This is a genomic window from Aquitalea aquatilis, assembly GCF_005155025.1.
GTDB lineage: Bacteria > Pseudomonadota > Gammaproteobacteria > Burkholderiales > Chromobacteriaceae > Aquitalea > Aquitalea aquatilis.
The window spans coordinates 3,926,323-3,943,864 of sequence record NZ_CP039731.1 but is presented as its reverse complement, the minus strand read 5'-3'; the positions used below and the strand labels follow the sequence as shown (position 1 = coordinate 3,943,864).

Annotated in this window: 15 protein-coding genes; 7 read left to right on the top strand and 8 right to left on the bottom strand. The window is 58.1% G+C overall.

Annotated elements, in window-relative coordinates; all coding sequences use genetic code 11:
• The first annotated feature begins 40 nt into the window (after nt 1-40).
• The 5 genes from FAZ30_RS18345 (at nt 41) to speA (ending at nt 7,407) form a co-directional block, all read left to right on the top strand.
• Nucleotides 41-1,864 (top strand): GGDEF domain-containing protein, encoded by a 1,824-nt coding sequence (locus FAZ30_RS18345; RefSeq protein ID WP_246043379.1) that lies wholly within the window; start codon nt 41-43, stop codon nt 1,862-1,864.
• Nucleotides 1,865-2,171: 307 nt separating this feature from the next.
• Nucleotides 2,172-2,345, top strand: coding sequence for a hypothetical protein (locus FAZ30_RS20525; protein WP_158613584.1), 174 nt, complete (start codon nt 2,172-2,174; stop codon nt 2,343-2,345).
• Between the two features lie 112 nt (nt 2,346-2,457).
• A complete protein-coding gene (locus FAZ30_RS18340) occupies nt 2,458-3,639 on the top strand; it encodes an ABC transporter ATP-binding protein (protein WP_124643757.1) in 1,182 nt (393 codons plus the stop codon).
• Nucleotides 3,640-3,827: 188 nt separating this feature from the next.
• Entirely contained in the window at nt 3,828-5,117 is a 1,290-nt protein-coding gene (locus FAZ30_RS18335) for an NAD(P)/FAD-dependent oxidoreductase (RefSeq protein WP_124643758.1), read from the top strand.
• Nucleotides 5,118-5,526: 409 nt separating this feature from the next.
• The gene (gene speA / locus FAZ30_RS18330; protein WP_124643759.1) at nt 5,527-7,407 is read left to right on the top strand and encodes an arginine decarboxylase; all 1,881 of its coding nucleotides are present in this window, start codon (nt 5,527-5,529) and stop codon (nt 7,405-7,407) included.
• A 63-nt stretch (nt 7,408-7,470) separates the two neighbouring features.
• Here speA and FAZ30_RS18325 read toward each other — a convergent pair whose 3' ends face one another.
• The gene (locus tag FAZ30_RS18325; RefSeq protein ID WP_137010005.1) at nt 7,471-8,805 is read right to left on the bottom strand and encodes an APC family permease; all 1,335 of its coding nucleotides are present in this window, start codon (nt 8,803-8,805) and stop codon (nt 7,471-7,473) included.
• A 132-nt stretch (nt 8,806-8,937) separates the two neighbouring features.
• A complete protein-coding gene (locus tag FAZ30_RS18320) occupies nt 8,938-9,753 on the bottom strand; it encodes a carbon-nitrogen hydrolase family protein (RefSeq protein WP_137010004.1) in 816 nt (271 codons plus the stop codon).
• Nucleotides 9,754-9,933: 180 nt separating this feature from the next.
• On the opposite strand from FAZ30_RS18320, the gene FAZ30_RS18315 reads away from it, so the two are divergent.
• Entirely contained in the window at nt 9,934-10,710 is a 777-nt protein-coding gene (locus FAZ30_RS18315) for a helix-turn-helix transcriptional regulator (protein WP_137010003.1), read from the top strand.
• Between the two features lie 119 nt (nt 10,711-10,829).
• On the opposite strand, the gene FAZ30_RS18310 is transcribed toward FAZ30_RS18315, so the two are convergent.
• The 5 genes from FAZ30_RS18310 to FAZ30_RS18290 form a co-directional block, all read right to left on the bottom strand.
• Nucleotides 10,830-11,864: a fimbrial protein gene (locus FAZ30_RS18310; RefSeq protein ID WP_168190879.1), complete on the bottom strand. Its 1,035-nt coding sequence runs from the start codon at nt 11,862-11,864 to the stop codon at nt 10,830-10,832.
• A gap of 237 nt (nt 11,865-12,101) precedes the next feature.
• Complete coding sequence (locus tag FAZ30_RS18305; RefSeq protein ID WP_137010001.1) at nt 12,102-13,148, bottom strand: fimbrial protein; 1,047 nt, start codon at nt 13,146-13,148, stop codon at nt 12,102-12,104.
• Nucleotides 13,149-13,423: 275 nt separating this feature from the next.
• Entirely contained in the window at nt 13,424-14,500 is a 1,077-nt protein-coding gene (gene mnmA, locus FAZ30_RS18300; RefSeq protein ID WP_137010000.1) for a tRNA 2-thiouridine(34) synthase MnmA, read from the bottom strand.
• Nucleotides 14,497-15,051: a hypothetical protein gene (locus tag FAZ30_RS18295; protein ID WP_124643766.1), complete on the bottom strand. Its 555-nt coding sequence runs from the start codon at nt 15,049-15,051 to the stop codon at nt 14,497-14,499. Before FAZ30_RS18295 ends, mnmA begins: the two co-directional genes overlap by 4 nt.
• 23 nt (nt 15,052-15,074) lie before the next feature.
• Nucleotides 15,075-15,521: an NUDIX hydrolase gene (locus tag FAZ30_RS18290; RefSeq protein ID WP_124643767.1), complete on the bottom strand. Its 447-nt coding sequence runs from the start codon at nt 15,519-15,521 to the stop codon at nt 15,075-15,077.
• Nucleotides 15,522-15,602: 81 nt separating this feature from the next.
• Between FAZ30_RS18290 and FAZ30_RS18285 the strand changes: the two genes are divergently transcribed.
• Nucleotides 15,603-15,803, top strand: a complete 201-nt coding sequence (locus tag FAZ30_RS18285) for a (2Fe-2S)-binding protein (RefSeq protein WP_124643768.1) — start codon at nt 15,603-15,605, stop codon at nt 15,801-15,803.
• 88 nt (nt 15,804-15,891) lie between these two features.
• On the opposite strand, the gene FAZ30_RS18280 is transcribed toward FAZ30_RS18285, so the two are convergent.
• Entirely contained in the window at nt 15,892-17,490 is a 1,599-nt protein-coding gene (locus FAZ30_RS18280) for a YdgA family protein (RefSeq protein ID WP_124643769.1), read from the bottom strand.
• Between the last annotated feature and the right edge of the window lie 52 nt (nt 17,491-17,542).

Below are 17,542 nucleotides of genomic sequence, written 5' to 3'. Positions count from 1 at the left end.
TGCTGCGATGGTAAATGGCGGGATGGCTTGATAATCGGGTATGAACTGTATGTCTCAGATGGAAGTGGCGGAGCTGGAGCAATCAGCCTCCCGCTGTCAGGAGCTGGAGCTGATCATCAATGAAAGGCGTTTGCAGCCGGTATTTCAGCCCATTGTCGATCTGGATAGCGGCGGCATCCTCGGTTATGAGGGCTTGATCCGTGGCCCGTCCAACAGCCCGCTGCACGCGCCGGTCAGCCTGTTTGACCAGGCCGAGCGCTGCAATATGACGGTGATGCTGGACCGCACCTGCCGCCAGGTCACCATGGAGCGCTTTGTCGAGCTGGCGCTGTCCGGTTTGCTGTTCCTGAATATCTGTCCCGCCACGCTGCTGGCTCCCGAGCACCGTCACGGCGAAACGCTGGCCTTCCTTGAGAAAATAGGGCTGGCGGCCGAGCGCATCATCATCGAAGTCACCGAAACCACGCCCAGTGGCTGCTATACCGCCCTGCGCTGTGCCACCGAGCATTATCGCGATCATGGCTTCCGTATCGCGCTGGATGATCTGGGCGAGGGCTTTTCCAATTTGCGGCTGTGGTCGGAACTGCGGCCGGACTTCGTCAAGCTGGACAAGCACTTTGTGCAACAGCTGCATCTGGACCCGCTCAAGGAGCAGTTTGTCCGCTCCATGGTGGATATTGCCCGCCAGTCCGGCGCGATGCTGGTGGCCGAGGGCATCGAAACCGTGGCCGAGCTGCGCACCCTGCAGCGGCTGGGCGTGCGCTACGGCCAGGGCTATCTGCTGGCCCGTCCCAGCGCCGTGCCGGCGCTGGATCTGCAAATCCATGTCAAGGGCGTGGCGTGGTCGGGCAGCCGGCCACGGCTGCCGTGGCAAGTACCTGCGGTAGCGCGTGACCTGCTGCAGGAAGTGCCCTATCTGGAGCCCAAGCTGCCCAATGAGGCGGCTTACCGGATTTTTGCCAGCGACCCGGCCCGCTTTGCCATTCCGGTCGTCGAGAATGGCGTGCCCATCGGCCTGCTGCGCCGCCATCATTTGCTGGAAAGCTTTGCCAAGCCTTTCAATCGTGAACTGTACGGCAAAAAGCCCTGCACCATGATGATGGACAAGCAGCCGCTGATTGTCAGTGCCGACATCAATGTGCACGAGCTGTCGGCGCTGGTGGTGGCTTCCGAGCAGCGCTATCTGGTGGACGGCTTCATCATTACCGAAAACGGCCGTTATCTGGGCATGGGTACCGGCTTTGCCCTGATGCGCAAGATGACCGAGCTGCAGATTTCCGCCGCCCGCTATGCCAATCCCTTGACCGGCCTGCCCGGCAATGTGCCCTTGTCCGAGGCCATCGACCGCCTGCTGGAAGCGCGGCTGCCTTTTGTGGTGGCGTATGCCGATCTGGACAATTTCAAGCCCTTCAATGACCTGTACGGTTATGCCGCCGGTGATGAAATGATTCAGCTGGTGGGACGCTTGCTGGTGGAGTGTGCCGACCCGGATCGCGATTTTGTCGGCCATGTCGGCGGTGATGATTTTGCGCTGTTATTCCAGTCGGCAGACTGGCAAGACAAATTGCAGAGCATGCTGCAGGAGTTTGACCGCAGCGTGCGCAGCTTTTTTGATCCCGCGCACCTGGCTGCCGGTGGTTTTGAAATGACTGGTCGCAACGGCGAGCACATGTGTTTTCCACTGACCAGCCTGTCGGTGGGGGTGGTACGGGTGAGCCCCGGGCAGTATCCCACCCACTATGAAGTCGGCTCAGCCACTGCCGAGGCCAAAAAGCAGGCCAAAAAGCAGGCGGGCAGCTCCTTGTTTGTCGAGCGGCGGCATCTGCTGCCGGCTCAGGGCAGCTCGCTGCAAAAGGGCGTTTGATGAATTAAACAAGCAGCAGAATTTCCCAGGTTTTGTATCAAATATTTTTCGACGTAATGGATTTTTTACCAAAATAAAGGCGCTGTGAGGCTGGGAAGCCACATTGCAGCATCACTTTTGATCAAGTTTCGTGTTGAGGCTTGTCAAATTTATTAAACGTAAGCTAGGCTTCTCTCCAGCAAAAGAGCAGCGGTAAAGACTGCTCTGGGTGGTAGTGCAAGCATTCTTGCAAGGCGCATGCGGTTTGCCCCTTGTCCGGAACGCCTGCTAGCACCACCACGTACGGGAGAGTAGGGGAGGAGCCAGCATGAAATACGCCACAGCGGATATTGCCGTCCCTGATGACAGCACAGGCCATGCCTGTGTTTGCCAGCCTCCTCGAAATGTTATCGTTTCCGATTTGATCGTTTTTCCCGCTTTTTTCCTTGCTGGCTACTGCCCATCCGGGTTGGGTACTGGTATTGTTTTGAAAGCGGATTAGGTGCGAGTGGAAAGAGCAGCCCGGCTGCCCTTTCTGGAAGCTGACCCGATAATCAGGTCGCGAACACGCGAAATCAGCCGCCAAGGCTGGAATAGTTGGAGGGAGCAAAATCATGACGGATGCTGTAGCGGCCAATAAGCCGGTTCAATCAGTTGCGGGCGCACAGGCTGCCAAGCAGGTTCAGAGCGTGCAAGCCAATGACAAACCCTATCTGCGCATCAGCGGAGTGGTGAAGAAGTTTGGCGACAACGTTGCCGTTGACCATGTCGATCTGGATATTCGACAACACGAAATTTTCGCCCTGCTGGGTAGCTCCGGCTGCGGCAAGTCCACCCTGCTGCGCATGCTGGCGGGCATGGACTCCCCGACCTCGGGCAAGATCATTCTGGATGGCGAAGACATCATCGGCCTGGAGCCGTACGAGCGCCCGGTCAACATGATGTTCCAGAGCTATGCGCTGTTCCCGCACATGACAGTGGCAGAGAACATCGCCTTTGGTCTGAAGCAGGACAAGCTGCCCAAGGCTGAAATCAGTGCCCGCGTCGACGAAATGCTCGATCTGGTACAGATGCGCAAGTACGCCAACCGCAAGCCGCACCAACTGTCCGGCGGCCAGCAACAGCGCGTGGCCCTGGCCCGCAGTCTGGCCAAGCGTCCGAAACTGTTGCTGCTGGATGAGCCGCTGGGCGCACTGGACAAGAAACTGCGTCAGCAAACCCAGCTGGAACTGGCCAACACCATCGAAAAAGTGGGCGTGACCTGCATCATGGTGACCCATGACCAGGAAGAAGCCATGACCATGGCCGACCGCATCGGCATCATGAGCGAAGGCAAGCTGCTGCAAGTGGGTACCCCGACCGAGATCTACGACTACCCGAACTGTCGTTTCACCGCCGAATTCATCGGTGAAACCAATATGTTCGAAGGCGCGGTGACGGTGGATGAGGCCGACCGCGTGGAAATCACCTCGCAGGAGCTGGGTGGCGTGGTGCGTATCGACCACGGCATTACCGGTCCCAAGGGTATGCATGTCTGGGCCAGTGTGCGTCCGGAAGACGTACGTCTGGACCGCAAGCCGGTGGCTGTCGGCCCGAACATGGCCGCCGGTGTGGTCGAAAACATCGCCTACATGGGCAGCTATTCCATCTTCCACATCAAGCTGGCCAGCGGCAAGATCGTCAAGACCGTGGTGCCGTCGTCGCGCTGGTACGATGCCGATGAAACCGCCCCGACCTGGGGTGACCCGGTGTTTGTCAGCTGGCGCGCTGATGTGCCGGTAGTGCTGACCCAGTAAGTATCGCCAACAAAACCGGGTAGCTGCACCGCGGCTGCCGGGGTTTTGTGAGTGGGGCGCAGTCTGCCCCGCACAGGCCAGGAGCGGATAACTCGCAAGAGTGTCCGCTCTTTTTTCGTCCGTCCTGGCCGTTATCTGGCCAGCGGCTGCCAGCTTCATCCTGCCGTTTCATTGCTCGCGAGGTCTTTATGCTCCGCTTTGTCAGACAGCCGCACGCACCTTCCTACTATTGCGCCAGCGCCCATGCCTGGCAGGCCTGTCCCGAGCTGCAAGGCTCGGCCAGTGTTGATGTGTGCGTGGTGGGCGGTGGGCTGGCCGGCTTGTCGGCTGCGCTCAATCTGGCCGAGCGCGGCTTGTCGGTGGCGCTGCTGGAGGGCTCGGCCGTGGGCTTTGGTGCTTCCGGCCGCAACGGCGGGCAGGTGATCGCCGGCTATGCCTGCGGTATCGACACCATGCGTGAACAGCTGGGGGCGGAGCTGGCGCGGGTGATGTGGGATATGTCGGTGGAGGCGGTCGACATCATCGATGAGCGTGTCAAGCGGCATGCCATAGCCTGTGACTGGACGCGCGGCTTTTGCAATGCCGCGCTCAAGCCGCGTCACATGCAGGAGCTGGCCGAGTGGCAGCAGGAGGCCGAAGAAGAATACGGCTATGGCGGCATGGAGCTATGGGACAAGGCAACGCTGGCGCAGCAACTGGGCAGCGAGCGTTATCTGGGCGGCTTGTATGATGCGCGTTCCGGGCATCTGCATCCGCTGAATTATGCGCTGGGGCTGGCGCGGGCTGCGCTGGCTGCCGGGGTGAAAATTTACGAGCAGACACCGGTATTGCGGCTGGAGCAGGGCAGCCGCCCCACCGTGCATGCCGAGCACGGCACGATCAGCTGCGACCATGTGGTGCTGGCCTGCAATGCCTACATCGGCCAGCTGGTGCCGCAACTGGAGCGCAAGATCATGCCGGCCGGGACTTATGTCATTGCCACCGAGCCGCTGGGGCGGGAGCGTGCCGCCAGCCTGATCGCCAACAATATGGCGGTGTGCGATACCAATTTTGTGCTGGATTACTACCGGCTGTCGGCCGATCACCGCCTGCTGTTCGGTGGCAAGGTCAGCTATTCCGGCAAGCCGCCGCATGATCTGGCGACGGCCATGCGCCAGGACATGCTGCGGGTGTTTCCGCAGCTGGCCGATGTGAAAGTGGACTATGCCTGGGGCGGCTTCTGCGACATCACCGTCAACCGCGCGCCGGACCTGGGCCGGCTGGCCGGCAATATCTACTACATGCAGGGTTTTTCCGGCCATGGCGTGAATGTGACCGGCATTGCCGGCAAGGTGGTGGCCGAGGCCATCGCCGGCACGGCCGGGCGGCTCGACCTGTTTGCCCGGCTGCAGCACCGTGATTTTCCCGGTGGCAAGTTGCTGCGCACGCCGGCGCTGGTGTTGGGCATGGCTTATTACCGCATGCTGGATGCCCTCTAGGCCCGTGTCTGCCAGCCTGCTGACGCATATCGCCTGGTCTGGCAAGCCCGCGTGGCAGAGGGCTGGATGTTGAAAATCTTGCACAGTTTCGCTGTGCACTGCCTGCCGCGGCAGAATGGAAGATATGCTATCGCTGGCATCGTTAGGCAGCACATTTGCCATTTATTGGCGGCCTGAAAAGGCTGTCATGCCATGTGGTTTGTCCAAAAAAATGGACGTAGGGCCACGTCATCAAACTTTTACTTGTCAAGCTGCGTGATGTTGTTAAAATCCGCGCTCGTTTTGCAATGCAAAACACTGACAATCAATTGTTTCGCTCCGACATCCCAGGCCCACATAAAAGCTTTGTAGCCCGAAAGCCGCGCACTAAGGAGCGGGGTTATCCATCGAATCATTGAGGGAAAATCTCATGGCTTGGACTGTGGCTGATAGCCGGAGCCTGTATGGCATCCGGCATTGGGGGGCGGGTTATTTTGACGTGGGTGACAATGGCTGCATTCAGGTGCAGCCCAATGTACGCCACGACACGCGTATCGATTTGCACGAATTGAGCCGCCAGTTGGGCGCCAAGGGACTGGACCTGCCGCTGCTGGTGCGTTTCCCCGACATCCTGCAGGACCGCGTGACACGCCTGTGCCGCGCTTTCGACACCGCGATTGCCGCGCAAAACTATGGCAACCGCTACACCGCCATCTATCCGATCAAGGTCAACCAGCAAGAAGCGGTGGTCAAGAGCATCATCGCCACGCGCGAGGTCTCCATCGGGCTGGAAGCCGGCTCCAAGCCGGAACTGATGGCCGTGCTGGCGCTGGCGCCCAAGGGCGGCACCATCATCTGCAATGGCTACAAGGACCGCGAATTCGTGCGGCTGGCGCTGATTGGCCAGAAGCTGGGCCATCAGGTGTTCATCGTTATCGAAAAAGAGTCCGAAGTTGACCTGGCCATCGAAGAAAGCAAGAAGCTGGGCGTACGCCCCATGCTGGGCATGCGCGTGCGCCTGTCCTCGCTGGCCAGCAGCAAATGGGCGGATACCGGCGGTGACAAGGGCAAGTTCGGCCTGTCCGCTGCCCAGCTGATTTCCGCTGCCGACAAGCTGGCTGCCGCCGGCATGTCCGACTGCGTACGGCTGATGCACTTCCACATGGGTTCGCAGATTGCCAATATCGGCGACTACCGTGCCGGCTTCCGCGAAGCGGTGCGCTACTTTGCCGAGCTGCGCGCGCTGGGCCTGCCCATCGACCATGTCGATGTCGGCGGTGGTCTGGGCGTGGACTACGACGGTACCCATTCGCGCAATGCCAGCTCCATCAACTACGACATGGACGAATACGCCCAGGTCATCGTGTCGATGCTGGCTGAGTTCTGCGACGAAAACGGCATTCCGCATCCGCGCATCCTGTCCGAATCCGGCCGTGCCATGACCGCCCACCACGCGGTGCTGATCATGAACGTGACCGACGTGGAACGCCTGCCGGAAAGCGTGCCGGAAGTGGCCGACCTGTCGGTGCTGGCCAAGCCGGTGCGCAAGCTGTTCGAGCTGATGGAGCTGACCGACGAGGAAATGGTGACGGAAATCTATTACCGTGCCAGCCACTACGCCTCCGACGTGTCCGATCTCTACTCCGCCGGCCGCATTTCGCTGAAGGAAAAAGCCATGGCCGAAGACGTGCACGCCACCCTGTGCCGTCGCTTGCATCGCCAGCTGCAAGCCAGCCAGCGCTCGCAGCGCCAGGTGTATGACGAGCTGACCGACAAGCTGGCCGACAAGTATTTCTGCAATTTCTCGGTGTTCCAGAGCCTGCCGGATACCTGGGCCATCGACCAGATTCTGCCCATCATGCCGGTACACCGCCTGGACGAGCAGCCCACCCGCCGCGCAGTGCTGCAGGATTTGACCTGCGATTCGGACGGCAAGGTGAAGCAGTATGTCGATCAGCAAAGCATCGAATCCAGCATGTCGGTGCATGCGGTGGAGCCGGGTCGCGAATACCTGATTGCGGTGTTCATGGTGGGTGCCTACCAGGAAATCCTGGGCGACATGCACAATCTGTTTGGCGATACCGACTCGGTCAACGTCTATGTGCGTGACAACGGCCAGCTGGAGTTTGCCGGCGTGGAAGAGCATGACACCATCGAAGACATGCTGCGTTATGTGCACCTGTCACCGGAGGAAATCCTCAACCGCTACGAGGAAAAGGCCCGTGCGGCCGACCTCACCAGCGACGAGCGCAATGTGTTCTTCGCCGAATTCTGTCGCGGTCTGAAGCAGTCGTCCTATCTGTCGGTTTAAGCCAGTACGGATAGCAAAAAGCCCTGATGCGTCAGGGCTTTTTTGCGTCTGTGGTAGATGGAATCAGCCTTCGGCTTCGACAAAGTCCAGCTCTGGCGGCTCGCGGCGGAAGAAGCCGGTGAGCTTGGCCAGGTAGGCAATCCCCACCGCCAGCCAGATCAGGCCCAGCGTGATGGCGCGGACATCCAGGCTGACCAGCAGCCACAGGTCGGCCAGCATGCCAATCAGCGGAAACAGCAGGAACAGGAAGAAGTCACGCGGTGAGCGGCGGCGCTGGCGCACATAGTAGTGGGCAATCACCGACAGGTTGACGAAGCTGAAGGCGAGGAAGGCTCCGAAGTTGATGAAGGAAGTGGAGGTGGTGACATCCAGCTTCAGCGCCAGCAAGGCCACCACGCCACAGATCACCAGATTGTTCACTGGCGTGCGAAAGCGCGCATGCAGCTTGCCGAAGATGGACTGCGGCAGCACCGCATCACGGCCCATGGCGTACAGCAGGCGCGAGGCACTGGCCTGCGCCGACAGGCCGGAGGCAAACTGGCCGATGATCAGGCCGATCAGAAAAATGCTGGCAAACAGGTCACCGCCGATATTCTTGGCAATCTCGAAGGCGGCATCATCCACACTCTTGAACTGGCTGGAGGGGTGGGCCAGCTGCACAAAGTACGATGCCACCACAAAAATCAAGCCGCCGATGATGGTAATCCACATGATGGCGCGCGGAATGGTGTGGCGCGCATCACGGGTTTCCTCGGTAAGCGTGCTGACCGCATCAAAGCCCAGGAAGGAGTAACAGGCCACGGCGGCACCAGCCATGATCATCGGCAGTTTCATGTCACTACGGAAAAACGGGGCCAGATTCCACAAGGGCTTGCTGGCATCGCCCGCCACATAGTGGATGCACAGTGCCACGAAGGCCAGCAACACCAGGAATTGCAGCAGCATCATCAGGTAGTTGACGGTATTGGCCATCTTCAGCCCGACAATATTGATTAGCGTGGTGAACACGATGAAGGCAATCACCCACACCGCCATCGGAATGCTGGGGAAGGCCGAAGCCAGATAGGCGGCGCCGATCAGCCAGATGGCCATCGGCAGGAACAGATAGTCCAGCAGCACCGCCCAGCCCACCAGAAAGCCCAGCTTGGCGTGGATGGACTTGCGGGTATAGGTATAGGCCGAACCAGCCACCGGATAGGCTGCCGCCATGCGGCCATAGCTGTAGGCGGTAAACAGCATGGCCACCAGTGCCACCAGATAAGAAGCCGGCACCATGCCATCGGTCATTTGCGCGAGGATGCCAAAGGTCCCCAGCACGATGATGGGCGTCATGTAAGCCAGCCCGAACAGCACCACGGAGCCCAGCGTCAGCGAGCGCTCCAGTTGTTTCGTTTCCATTGTTTCTCCTTTGTCGCTCATGTTTGTGTTTGTTGTCATGAGCCTGTCTCTTTTGTATGCACTTCACCTTGTTGGCAGGGGTGTGCTTCCGGGCGGACGTGGCGCGTCCGGCTGACGGAGGCGGCCCACTGCCTAGTGTTTGATACGGAAGCTGCGCTGGCCGTGTTCTCCCGTGCTGATGCTGCCGGTGAGGGCAATGCGCCGGTCGTGCAGATAGCGGTAATCGCGGCGGCTGGCTTGCAGCTGCGTCAGGTCCAGCACAACACGCAATTGCTGTGGATCGCGCCCACAGCTGGCCACCAGTTGGCCAAAGGGGTTGATCACGGCGCTTTCGCCGGCAAACTGCAGGCCGTCGCCGCTGCCGCAGCGATTGGTCATTACCGCAAACAGCTGGTTTTCCATGGCGCGGGCAGTAATCGCCGTGCGATGCACCGGGCCGTAGGGGTCCATATTGCCGTTGGTGACAATCAGCAGGTCCACCTCTTGCTGGGCCAGGGCGCGGGCGGTTTCCGGAAACTCGATGTCGTAACAGATGAGGATGCCGACGCGCAGGCCTTCCCACTCACAGCTCACCAGTGCATCGCCCGGGGTGAAAATGCCGTGGTCGGAAGCCCACAAATGGGTTTTGCGATAGGCCAGTGCCACGCCTTGCGGGGTAAGCAGGGCGGTGGTGTTGTAAAAGTGGCCGTCATGCGCCTCGGCAAAACCGATGGCGATACTGATGTTTTTCTCGCGTGCGGCTTGCTGGATGGTGCTGATGGCCGGGCCGTCAATGGGCTGGGCCAGGCTGGCGATATTGTCGGCGGTGGGAAAACCGGTGAGATAGGTTTCCGGGAAAACCAGCAGGCGGGTGTCCGGGCCGCAGCGGGCAATGGCCTCTAGGGCGCTGGCGGTGTTGGCCGGGATGTCGCCATCCACGCCAGGTAGTTGGGCCAGTTCTACAATCATGCTGTCTCCTTGTTTGGCTGTTGTCAGACTACATCGCCAGCGCAGCCCTGTTGGCGGCAGGGAGGCTGTTGGAGAGTCTGGAAGCGTGCTAGCTTGAGAGGCTGTCAGCGCAGGGCTCAGTATCAGCTGCTGTTAAGCGTATGAAAATTACATCAAGTGGGTAACCAGATTGGGGTAGTCGTGGCATTGCAACTACAGGATATCGCCTGGCACCGCACGGTGGGGCGCTTGATTGATCAGCTGGACAAACCGGTATTCTGGCCGGCCTTGCTGGGTGTGCTGGCAGATTATGTGGCGTTTGACAGCTGGGTGGTATTGCTGTTTTTCCCCCAGCCGCCGCCGCAGGTACTGGCCGAGCAGGCCATGGCCGATGGTGGGGTGGATACGCTGTTCCAGGATTATCTGCAGGGGCTGTACCGGCTGGACCCGTTTTATGTGGCCAGCCTGGAGCATCGCCATGCCGGGCTGCTGCGGCTGGACGAGGTGGCACCGGATCGCTTTCCCTTTACCGACTACTACCAGCGCTATTTCAGCCTGAACATTGTCGAGGACGAAGTGCAGTTCAACCTGCCGCGTGAAGATGGCAGCACGCTATGCCTGTCGCTGGGAGCCGGCCAGCGCTTTTCACCGCAGCAGATGGCGACTTTGAGCCTGCTGCAGCCCTGGGTGGTGGCGCTGATGCGCCAGCGCCTGCACTTTGAACAAACGAGCACGGCCAAGCTGGTCGCCGTGCCACCTGCGACCGTGCATGGCGGGCTGGAAGGGCAGGGGGTGACGCTACGTGAGAACGAGGTGGCGCAGCTGATGCTGAGCGGGCATTCCAGCAAGGCCATTGCCCAGCGCCTGCAGATATCGGTGGAAACCGTGCGGGTACACAAGAAGCATCTGTACAGCAAACTGGGCATCAACTCACAGTCCGAGTTGTTCTCGGTATTCCTGCGCGCCAGTCGGGCATGAAAAAAGCCTGCGCGTGGCAGGCCTTGGGATATTTGGTGTGCTGGGTGATGTTGCCAGCCGGATAGATGTCGCACCGGCTTATTCTGACTTTGCAATAATCATGCTGTCGGTGCCAATGATTATTGATAGGAAAAAGTAAAAGAAGCCAGTGCCGTTAGCTTGCCTGCAATCAATGGACCGTTGGCGGTGCGAATATAGTTGACGCTGAATGGAAGCAAGATACTACCCGTAGTGTTACCGATTAATAGTTGATTGGTATTGCCAAGCACGTTGGAGTCAGGGCCAAATGATACGGCCTGGCCGTTTTGTTTGATCTGTAATGCGAGTCCCGAAGCGGTTGCGCCAGACTGTAGGCTCAGCATATTACCTGTCTGACCTGGATTATTGCTGTCTGTAAATGTGATATAGAGCTTGGTGGTTTGTGGGCCGTTCACTGGAATATTGAAGGGGGTATTCCCCGCAATATCACCAGGGGATGGCATGGCATTATTGTAAATGGCGGGTAGTGTGACATTAAGAGCGCTGCTGCTGACTGTACAGGTATTGACCTGGAAAGATGGCGCTGTCGGAGTGCTTAAGCTGTAGAGCAAGCCTTGTTTAGCATAGGATATACTGCCCTCGTAATCTGTCAGTAAAGTGATCGGGCTGATGGTACCACTTGAGATAGGCCCGGTTTTGACCAGATAAATCGTGTCAGTAAAGGTAGTGGTCATGGTGGCGGGAGGGGATGGTGGTGTAGGTAGGCCGCGTCCAACTCCGAGGGGGATATTGTTCAGTGGATATTGGGTCCAGATGGCGGTGCTGCCTGTCGCAGAGCTTAAATTATCCCAGCGTATGCCTATGCCGGGGGTTGTCGTGTTACGGACATTCGTGACGCTGCTGGCACCATAATCCACATTGTTTTTGGACGGATAGGCACGCCAGGAGGCATCAAGGCCGACAAAACCATGACTATCGCAGGTGACGGCTGTGCTGATTTTTGCACTAGCCAAGATGGTGCCGATGGGAAGGTCGCGTCCGATATTGATTAGCGGGGTAAAGTTAAGTAAACCATTACCACTGGCACTGCAATAGGCAGAAGTAATCGGGCTGAGGCAAAATAATAATACTGAGAACAGCCAACGGTGCGGTAAAGAAAATAGCGGTAATTTCATTGTCATCGCCTAGTGAATGGGCAGGGCAGAACTGTCTTTCATGACAGCTGGGCGATTGACAATATAGATACTGGTGATGGTTTTTTTGCTAAGAAATTTCTGTAGTTATCATGGCTGAAATGGACGAGGTGCGGTCGGATTGTTCTGTAGATGCAGCCAAGCCCTTGGTTGGCTGAGTGGCGTTACCGCTGTCTGTGGCGTATGGACGTGATCATCCGTCCAGCCTGTCTACGTCTGTTATTGATAAGAAAGGGTAAACGATGCAACGGCTGTCAGCGCTCCTGCAACTAATGGGCTGCTGGTGGTGCGGATGTAATTGACACTGAAAGGCAGTGAAATATTACCGGTAATGTCACCGATTAACAGTTGACTGGTATTGCCCAGTAGATTGGAGTCTGGGCCAAATGATACTGCCTGGCCATTTTGTTTGATCTGCAATGCCAGTCCCGATGCGGTCGAGTCAGGCTTCATGCTCAGGATATTGCTGGTTTGACTTGGGTTGCTGGTGTCGGTGAACGTGATATAGAGCTTGGTTGTTTGCGGACAGGACAGCGTGATATTGAAAGAGGTATTCCCCGTGGTGTCGCCGGGAAATGGCAGGGTATTCGTGTAGATGGGTGGCAACGTGACATTAAGGGCGTTGCTGTTGACTGAGCAGGTATTGACCTGGAAGGATGGTGTGGTCGCTGTGTTCAAGCTGTAGAGCAAGCCTTGCTGGGCATAACTCTGGGCACCTTCATAATCCATCAGCAAGGTGATTGGGCTCAGGGTGCCGCTACTTATTGCTCCGGTTTTGACCAGATAAATCGTGTCGGTAAGGGTGGTGGTGGTGGAAGAGCTTATTGATGGCGGAGTAGGCAGGCCACGGCTAACGCCGACGGGAATATTGTTGAGTGGATATTGGGTCCACGTTACGGTAACACCTGTTGCAGAGCTTAAGCTATCCCAACGCATACCTATGCCAGGCGTTGTCGTGTTGCGGACATTCGTGACACTGCTGGCCCCATAGTCCACATTGTTTTTGGATGGATAAGTGCGCCATGAGGCATCTACACTACCTGCTGCGGTAAAACCACGACTATCGCAGGTGATGGCCGTGCTGATTTTTGCACTGGCCAGAATGGTGCCGATGGGGAGGTCGCGTCCGATATTGACTGTGGGGCTGAAATTGAGTGTGCCGCTACCACTTTTGCTGCAATAGGCGTGGGCAAGCGAACTGAAAAGTAGCAGTCCGATAACAAGTAGGCCCTTGTGTAGGCAAAGCATCTTTCTTTTCATCAGCATTGCCTTTCCTTCAGAGTTTTACCTGTACGGGAAGGATGGTAAATAAATATTTCAGTATGGTTTTGGTATCAGTGCTTGTTCAGGGGCAATATCATATTAAGTCCGTCTTTGATAGGTTGATCAGCTCAGACTATAGGACTCTGCATCTTGATTTTAGCTAAGAAATTGCCGAAGTGAAGTTACAGCGTGAAGGGTACTGCGGAGGGTGGGGGAAGGCTATTGCGCTAAAGGCTGGTGAGGTAGGCCGGTAGTTTTTGCTACCGGCCATATTTCGTTTATTGGATGATGCCACCGCCCAGGCAGATATCGCCGTCGTATAGCACGGCGGACTGGCCGGGGGTGACCGCCCACTGTTTTTCGCGGAAGGTCAGCGTAGCCTGGCCATCCACTACCGGGGACAGTGAGCAGGCTGCATCGGCCATGCGGTAGCGGTTCTTGGCCGCGTACTCGCCGGCTGCCGGTGCGCCATTCAGCGTCCACGACAGGTCGCTCATCGCCAGCGTGGGCTTGAGCAGCAGCGGGTGGTCGTGACCCTGCACCACGATCAGCTTGTTGCCCGGAATATCCTTGCCGGCGACAAACCACGGCTCGCCATTGCCATCCTTGCTGCCGCCTATGGTTAGGCCCTTGCGCTGGCCCAGCGTGTAGTACATCAGCCCCATGTGCTCGCCGACCACCTTGCCATCCGGCAATATCATCTGGCCCGGCTGGGTAGGCAGATAGCGTTGCAGGAATTCACGGAAGGGTCGCTCGCCGATGAAGCAGATACCGGTGGAGTCCTTTTTGGCTGCAGTCGGCAGCCCGGCTTCCTCGGCCAGCTTGCGTACCTCGGTCTTGCGGATGTCGCCCAGCGGGAACATGGCACGCGATAGCTGGTGTTGTTGCAGGCGATACAGGAAGTAGCTTTGGTCCTTGGTGTGGTCCACCGCCTTCATCAGGTAGTGCAGGCCGTCGCGCTCCATTTTGCGGGCATAGTGGCCGGTGGCGATGCAGTCGGCGCCCAGTTCCAGCGCGTAGTCCAGAAAGGCCTTGAACTTGATTTCGGCATTGCACAGCACGTCCGGATTAGGGGTGCGGCCAGCCGAGTATTCCTTGAGGAAGTACGAGAACACGCGGTCCTTGTATTCCTTGGCGAAGTTGACGATTTCCATGTCGATGCCGACGATGTCGGCCACGCTCATGGCATCCAGCGCATCCTGCTTGATGGAGCAGTATTCGTCGTCGTTGTCGTCTTCCCAGTTCTGCATGAATACGCCGATGACTTCATGCCCCTGCTGCTTCAGCAGCCAGGCGGTTACCGACGAATCCACACCGCCGGACATGCCGACGACAATACGTTTCTTACCCGTCACGGGGAAAATCCTTCTTTCCAGAGAGCCAGGGGCACCACGACCGGTGGTTCCCCGAATGAATTGAACCAGCTGTCCACCACCCATTCCTGGCCGGTGTCCTGCTCGATGATGTGGCTGGCAAAATGCTGAGCCACCAGATAGCGGGTGCGGCGCACGATGGCGTCGACCCGGTGAAAATGCAGCCAGCCCTGTGCCGCCAGATAGTGCAGAAAGGCCGAGTCGTTATGGCTGTGGTCTATGCAGTCCATGCGGCCATCGGCATCGTTGTCGAAACGATCGGCACCCTTGTCGTGCCAGAGGGGGCTGTCCTGAGCCGCCAGCAGATACAGCGCCTGCACCGCGTGCTGGATCTGGCTGCGTTCGATGGTGGCGTCATGCAGGTCGTCAAACAGTCCGGCCAGCCAGTCGCGGGCCTCGCCAGAAATTTCCATTTCCAGCTGTTTGGCGCAGCCGTAATCATAACAGAGCTGCAAAGGCTCCGCATGCGCGGCCCCTGCGGTCATATCCAGCAGCGTCAGCACGAACAGGAAACGATAGAGCAGATGGCGCAAGGGTTTCTCCCTTGCCGCCCGTTTCAGGGTTGATGATGGATCAGATCCAGAGCGAAACGTTTACCCAGCCGGTAGTCATCCAGACAGTGCATGACTACCGGGCTGCGGTGTTGCGACAGGCGGGCGGCGATCTCATCGTAGGTAAGCCAGTGCGCGCTGACAATGCCTGTGTCGAGTTTTTCTGCCGGATGATGGCGAATGGCCCGTGCAGCAAAGGCAAAGCGCAGCCAGGTAATGTCGCTGTCGGGCTTGTCCACCATATAGATGCCGACCAGGTGTTGTAATTCCACCTCCCAGCCGGTTTCTTCGCGCGTTTCGCGGATGGCGGCGGCAAACAGGCTTTCGCCATGTTCCAGATGCCCTGCCGGCTGGTTGAAACGCAGGCCGTATTCGGTTTCTTCTTCCACCAGCAGATAGCGGCCATCTTGCTCAACGATGGTGGCGACTGTGGTATTGGGTTTCCATTGCATGACGCTTACCTCAATCTAATTGACAATCGTTATTATTTGAAAATACTATATCGATAATTATTCTCATTTCAGGTTGCTGCCATGTATGTCTGCTTGTGCAATGCCGTCACCGATAGCCAGATCCGCCGTGCGGTGGAAGACGGCGCCACCCGCATGTGCGATTTGCGCACCGAGCTGGGCGTGGCAGCCGATTGCGGCAAGTGTGCCTGCTGTGCCAACCAGCTGCGTAAGGAAACCCTGCAGCAACTGGGTGCTGGCCATCCGGCACGGGTAGCGGCCTGATTCGGCTCGTAGTGCTGATCGTGTCGGTTTAATATCGGCGGGAATGAAAAAGGGGGCGTTAGCCCCCTTTGTTACGTCGGTCACCCGCTTATTTGGCGGCGCTGGCAGCTTTGGCTGCTGGTGCTGAGGCGGTCGGGGCCGGGTCTTCCTGCTCTTCCCATGGCAGGTTGACCTTCTTGCTGTTGATGGCCAGGTTGCCACCCTTGTAGTTGAGCTGGGTGGAAATCTGCCCCTTGTCTTCGTTGATGAACTTTTCGTCCTTCCATTGCGCCAGCTGGCTATCCAGCAGACTGCGCGCCAGATCTTCCACTTCGCTCATGTTCGGCTGCACTTCGGCGCTCTGGTCCACCATGAACAGGGTGCGCGCCTGGGCAACCACCAGGTTTTCCAGCGTCTTGCGCGGCAGGCTGAGCTTGGCCTCAACTTCAAAGCGCTTGAGGAAGGCCGTGGAGTTGTTCAGGTCTGCTTCCTGCAGGCCATTCAGGCCCAGACTGCCTTGTAGCGTGGTTTCGCCACTGGGCATCTTCAGGTAGAAGTCGTTGATCACCAGCTTGGGATTGTTGGTCAGCAGCGGAATGCCGGTGTGCTTGATGGTGTCGATGTACTGCTTGCGCAATACTGCCGGGTCCACGCCTTCGAACGGAATCTGGCTGATGGCCTGATCCAGCTTCAGCAAGGTGGGGCCGTGCAGGTGGTTGGCCGACACATCCAGCCGCAACGGGCCATAGCGCTGGTCGTTGTAGTTGAATTCGGCAAAATCCAGCTTGCCGCGGGTATTGATGAATTCATCCTGTTCGCTGCTGACAATCTGGTAGCGGAAGTTCTTCAGCGACACGGCCGATGGCTTGAATTCGCCGGACGGGTTGATGAATTCGCCCACACGCATGCGCGTCATCAGGTAGACCAGTTCGTTCAGCTTGATGCTGTAGGGAACGCTGTCCTTCCAGTTGAGCTGCACATTGCCCACGGTCAGTTCGCTGGTGCCCAGCTTGATGCCGGTGCTGCCAGGGCGGATGTCCGAGACATAACGCACGCCGTCAAAGGCGAGGCTGCCCTTGCTGGAGGCTTCCAGCAGGAAGCCCGGCGAATTGGCTTCGGTCTTGTATTCCTTGTAGCCCGATGCATAGTCCAGCTTCAGGTCGAAGCCTTTCCATTTCATCTTCACCCCGGACAGGGTCTCTTCGTAATCGAAGGACGGAATGTTGACGTTCAGTTCGCCGCCGCCGCCAAAGCCCAGCCGGTTGGTGACGGTAATCGGGTCCTTGTCGCCAAAAAAGGTCTTGAGCGTCTTGCGGGTGGCATCGCTCATGGCAAATTCCGTGGTGACCAGCGCCCGCGCAGGACGGAAGTCCAGGCTGGACAGGCCGGGGAAGGGGCCATGCTTGATGTGGTGGGTGAACTTGATGGTGGAGTTCAGCAGCGGCTTGAAGTTGTCCGGCAGCATGTTTTCATACGGCCCGGACAGGCGGCGGTTGAACTCCAGCTCGGTGGTTTCGGTGGAGGAGAACCAGCCACGGTCATAGCTGTGGGACTTCACCTTGAACAGCGGCAGGCTGGCCAGCATCTTGTGCTGTTCCTCCAGCGTGTCCTCGGCTTTCATGCCAGCCCAGAAGGCGGCGGCCCCATTGAACACCAACAGGCCACCCAGAGTGGCTCCCGCAATAATCAGACGTCGTTTTGGCAACACAAGCGTTTTTCTGAAGGGTGTGTGGAATAAGGCCCTATGGTACACCAAGCGC

Bases quoted from the DNA above. Each gene is read 5' to 3' on its own strand.
- FAZ30_RS18345 (WP_246043379.1), top strand. From the start codon at position 41: ATGAACTGTATGTCTCAGATGGAAGTGGCGGAGCTGGAGCAATCAGCC.
- FAZ30_RS20525 (WP_158613584.1), top strand. From the start codon at position 2,172: ATGAAATACGCCACAGCGGATATTGCCGTCCCTGATGACAGCACAGGC.
- FAZ30_RS18340 (WP_124643757.1), top strand. From the start codon at position 2,458: ATGACGGATGCTGTAGCGGCCAATAAGCCGGTTCAATCAGTTGCGGGC.
- FAZ30_RS18335 (WP_124643758.1), top strand. From the start codon at position 3,828: ATGCTCCGCTTTGTCAGACAGCCGCACGCACCTTCCTACTATTGCGCC.
- speA (WP_124643759.1), top strand. From the start codon at position 5,527: ATGGCTTGGACTGTGGCTGATAGCCGGAGCCTGTATGGCATCCGGCAT.
- FAZ30_RS18325 (WP_137010005.1), bottom strand. From the start codon at position 8,805: ATGGAAACGAAACAACTGGAGCGCTCGCTGACGCTGGGCTCCGTGGTG.
- FAZ30_RS18320 (WP_137010004.1), bottom strand. From the start codon at position 9,753: ATGATTGTAGAACTGGCCCAACTACCTGGCGTGGATGGCGACATCCCG.
- FAZ30_RS18310 (WP_168190879.1), bottom strand. From the start codon at position 11,864: ATGAAATTACCGCTATTTTCTTTACCGCACCGTTGGCTGTTCTCAGTA.
- FAZ30_RS18305 (WP_137010001.1), bottom strand. From the start codon at position 13,148: ATGCTGATGAAAAGAAAGATGCTTTGCCTACACAAGGGCCTACTTGTT.
- FAZ30_RS18290 (WP_124643767.1), bottom strand. From the start codon at position 15,521: ATGCAATGGAAACCCAATACCACAGTCGCCACCATCGTTGAGCAAGAT.
- FAZ30_RS18285 (WP_124643768.1), top strand. From the start codon at position 15,603: ATGTATGTCTGCTTGTGCAATGCCGTCACCGATAGCCAGATCCGCCGT.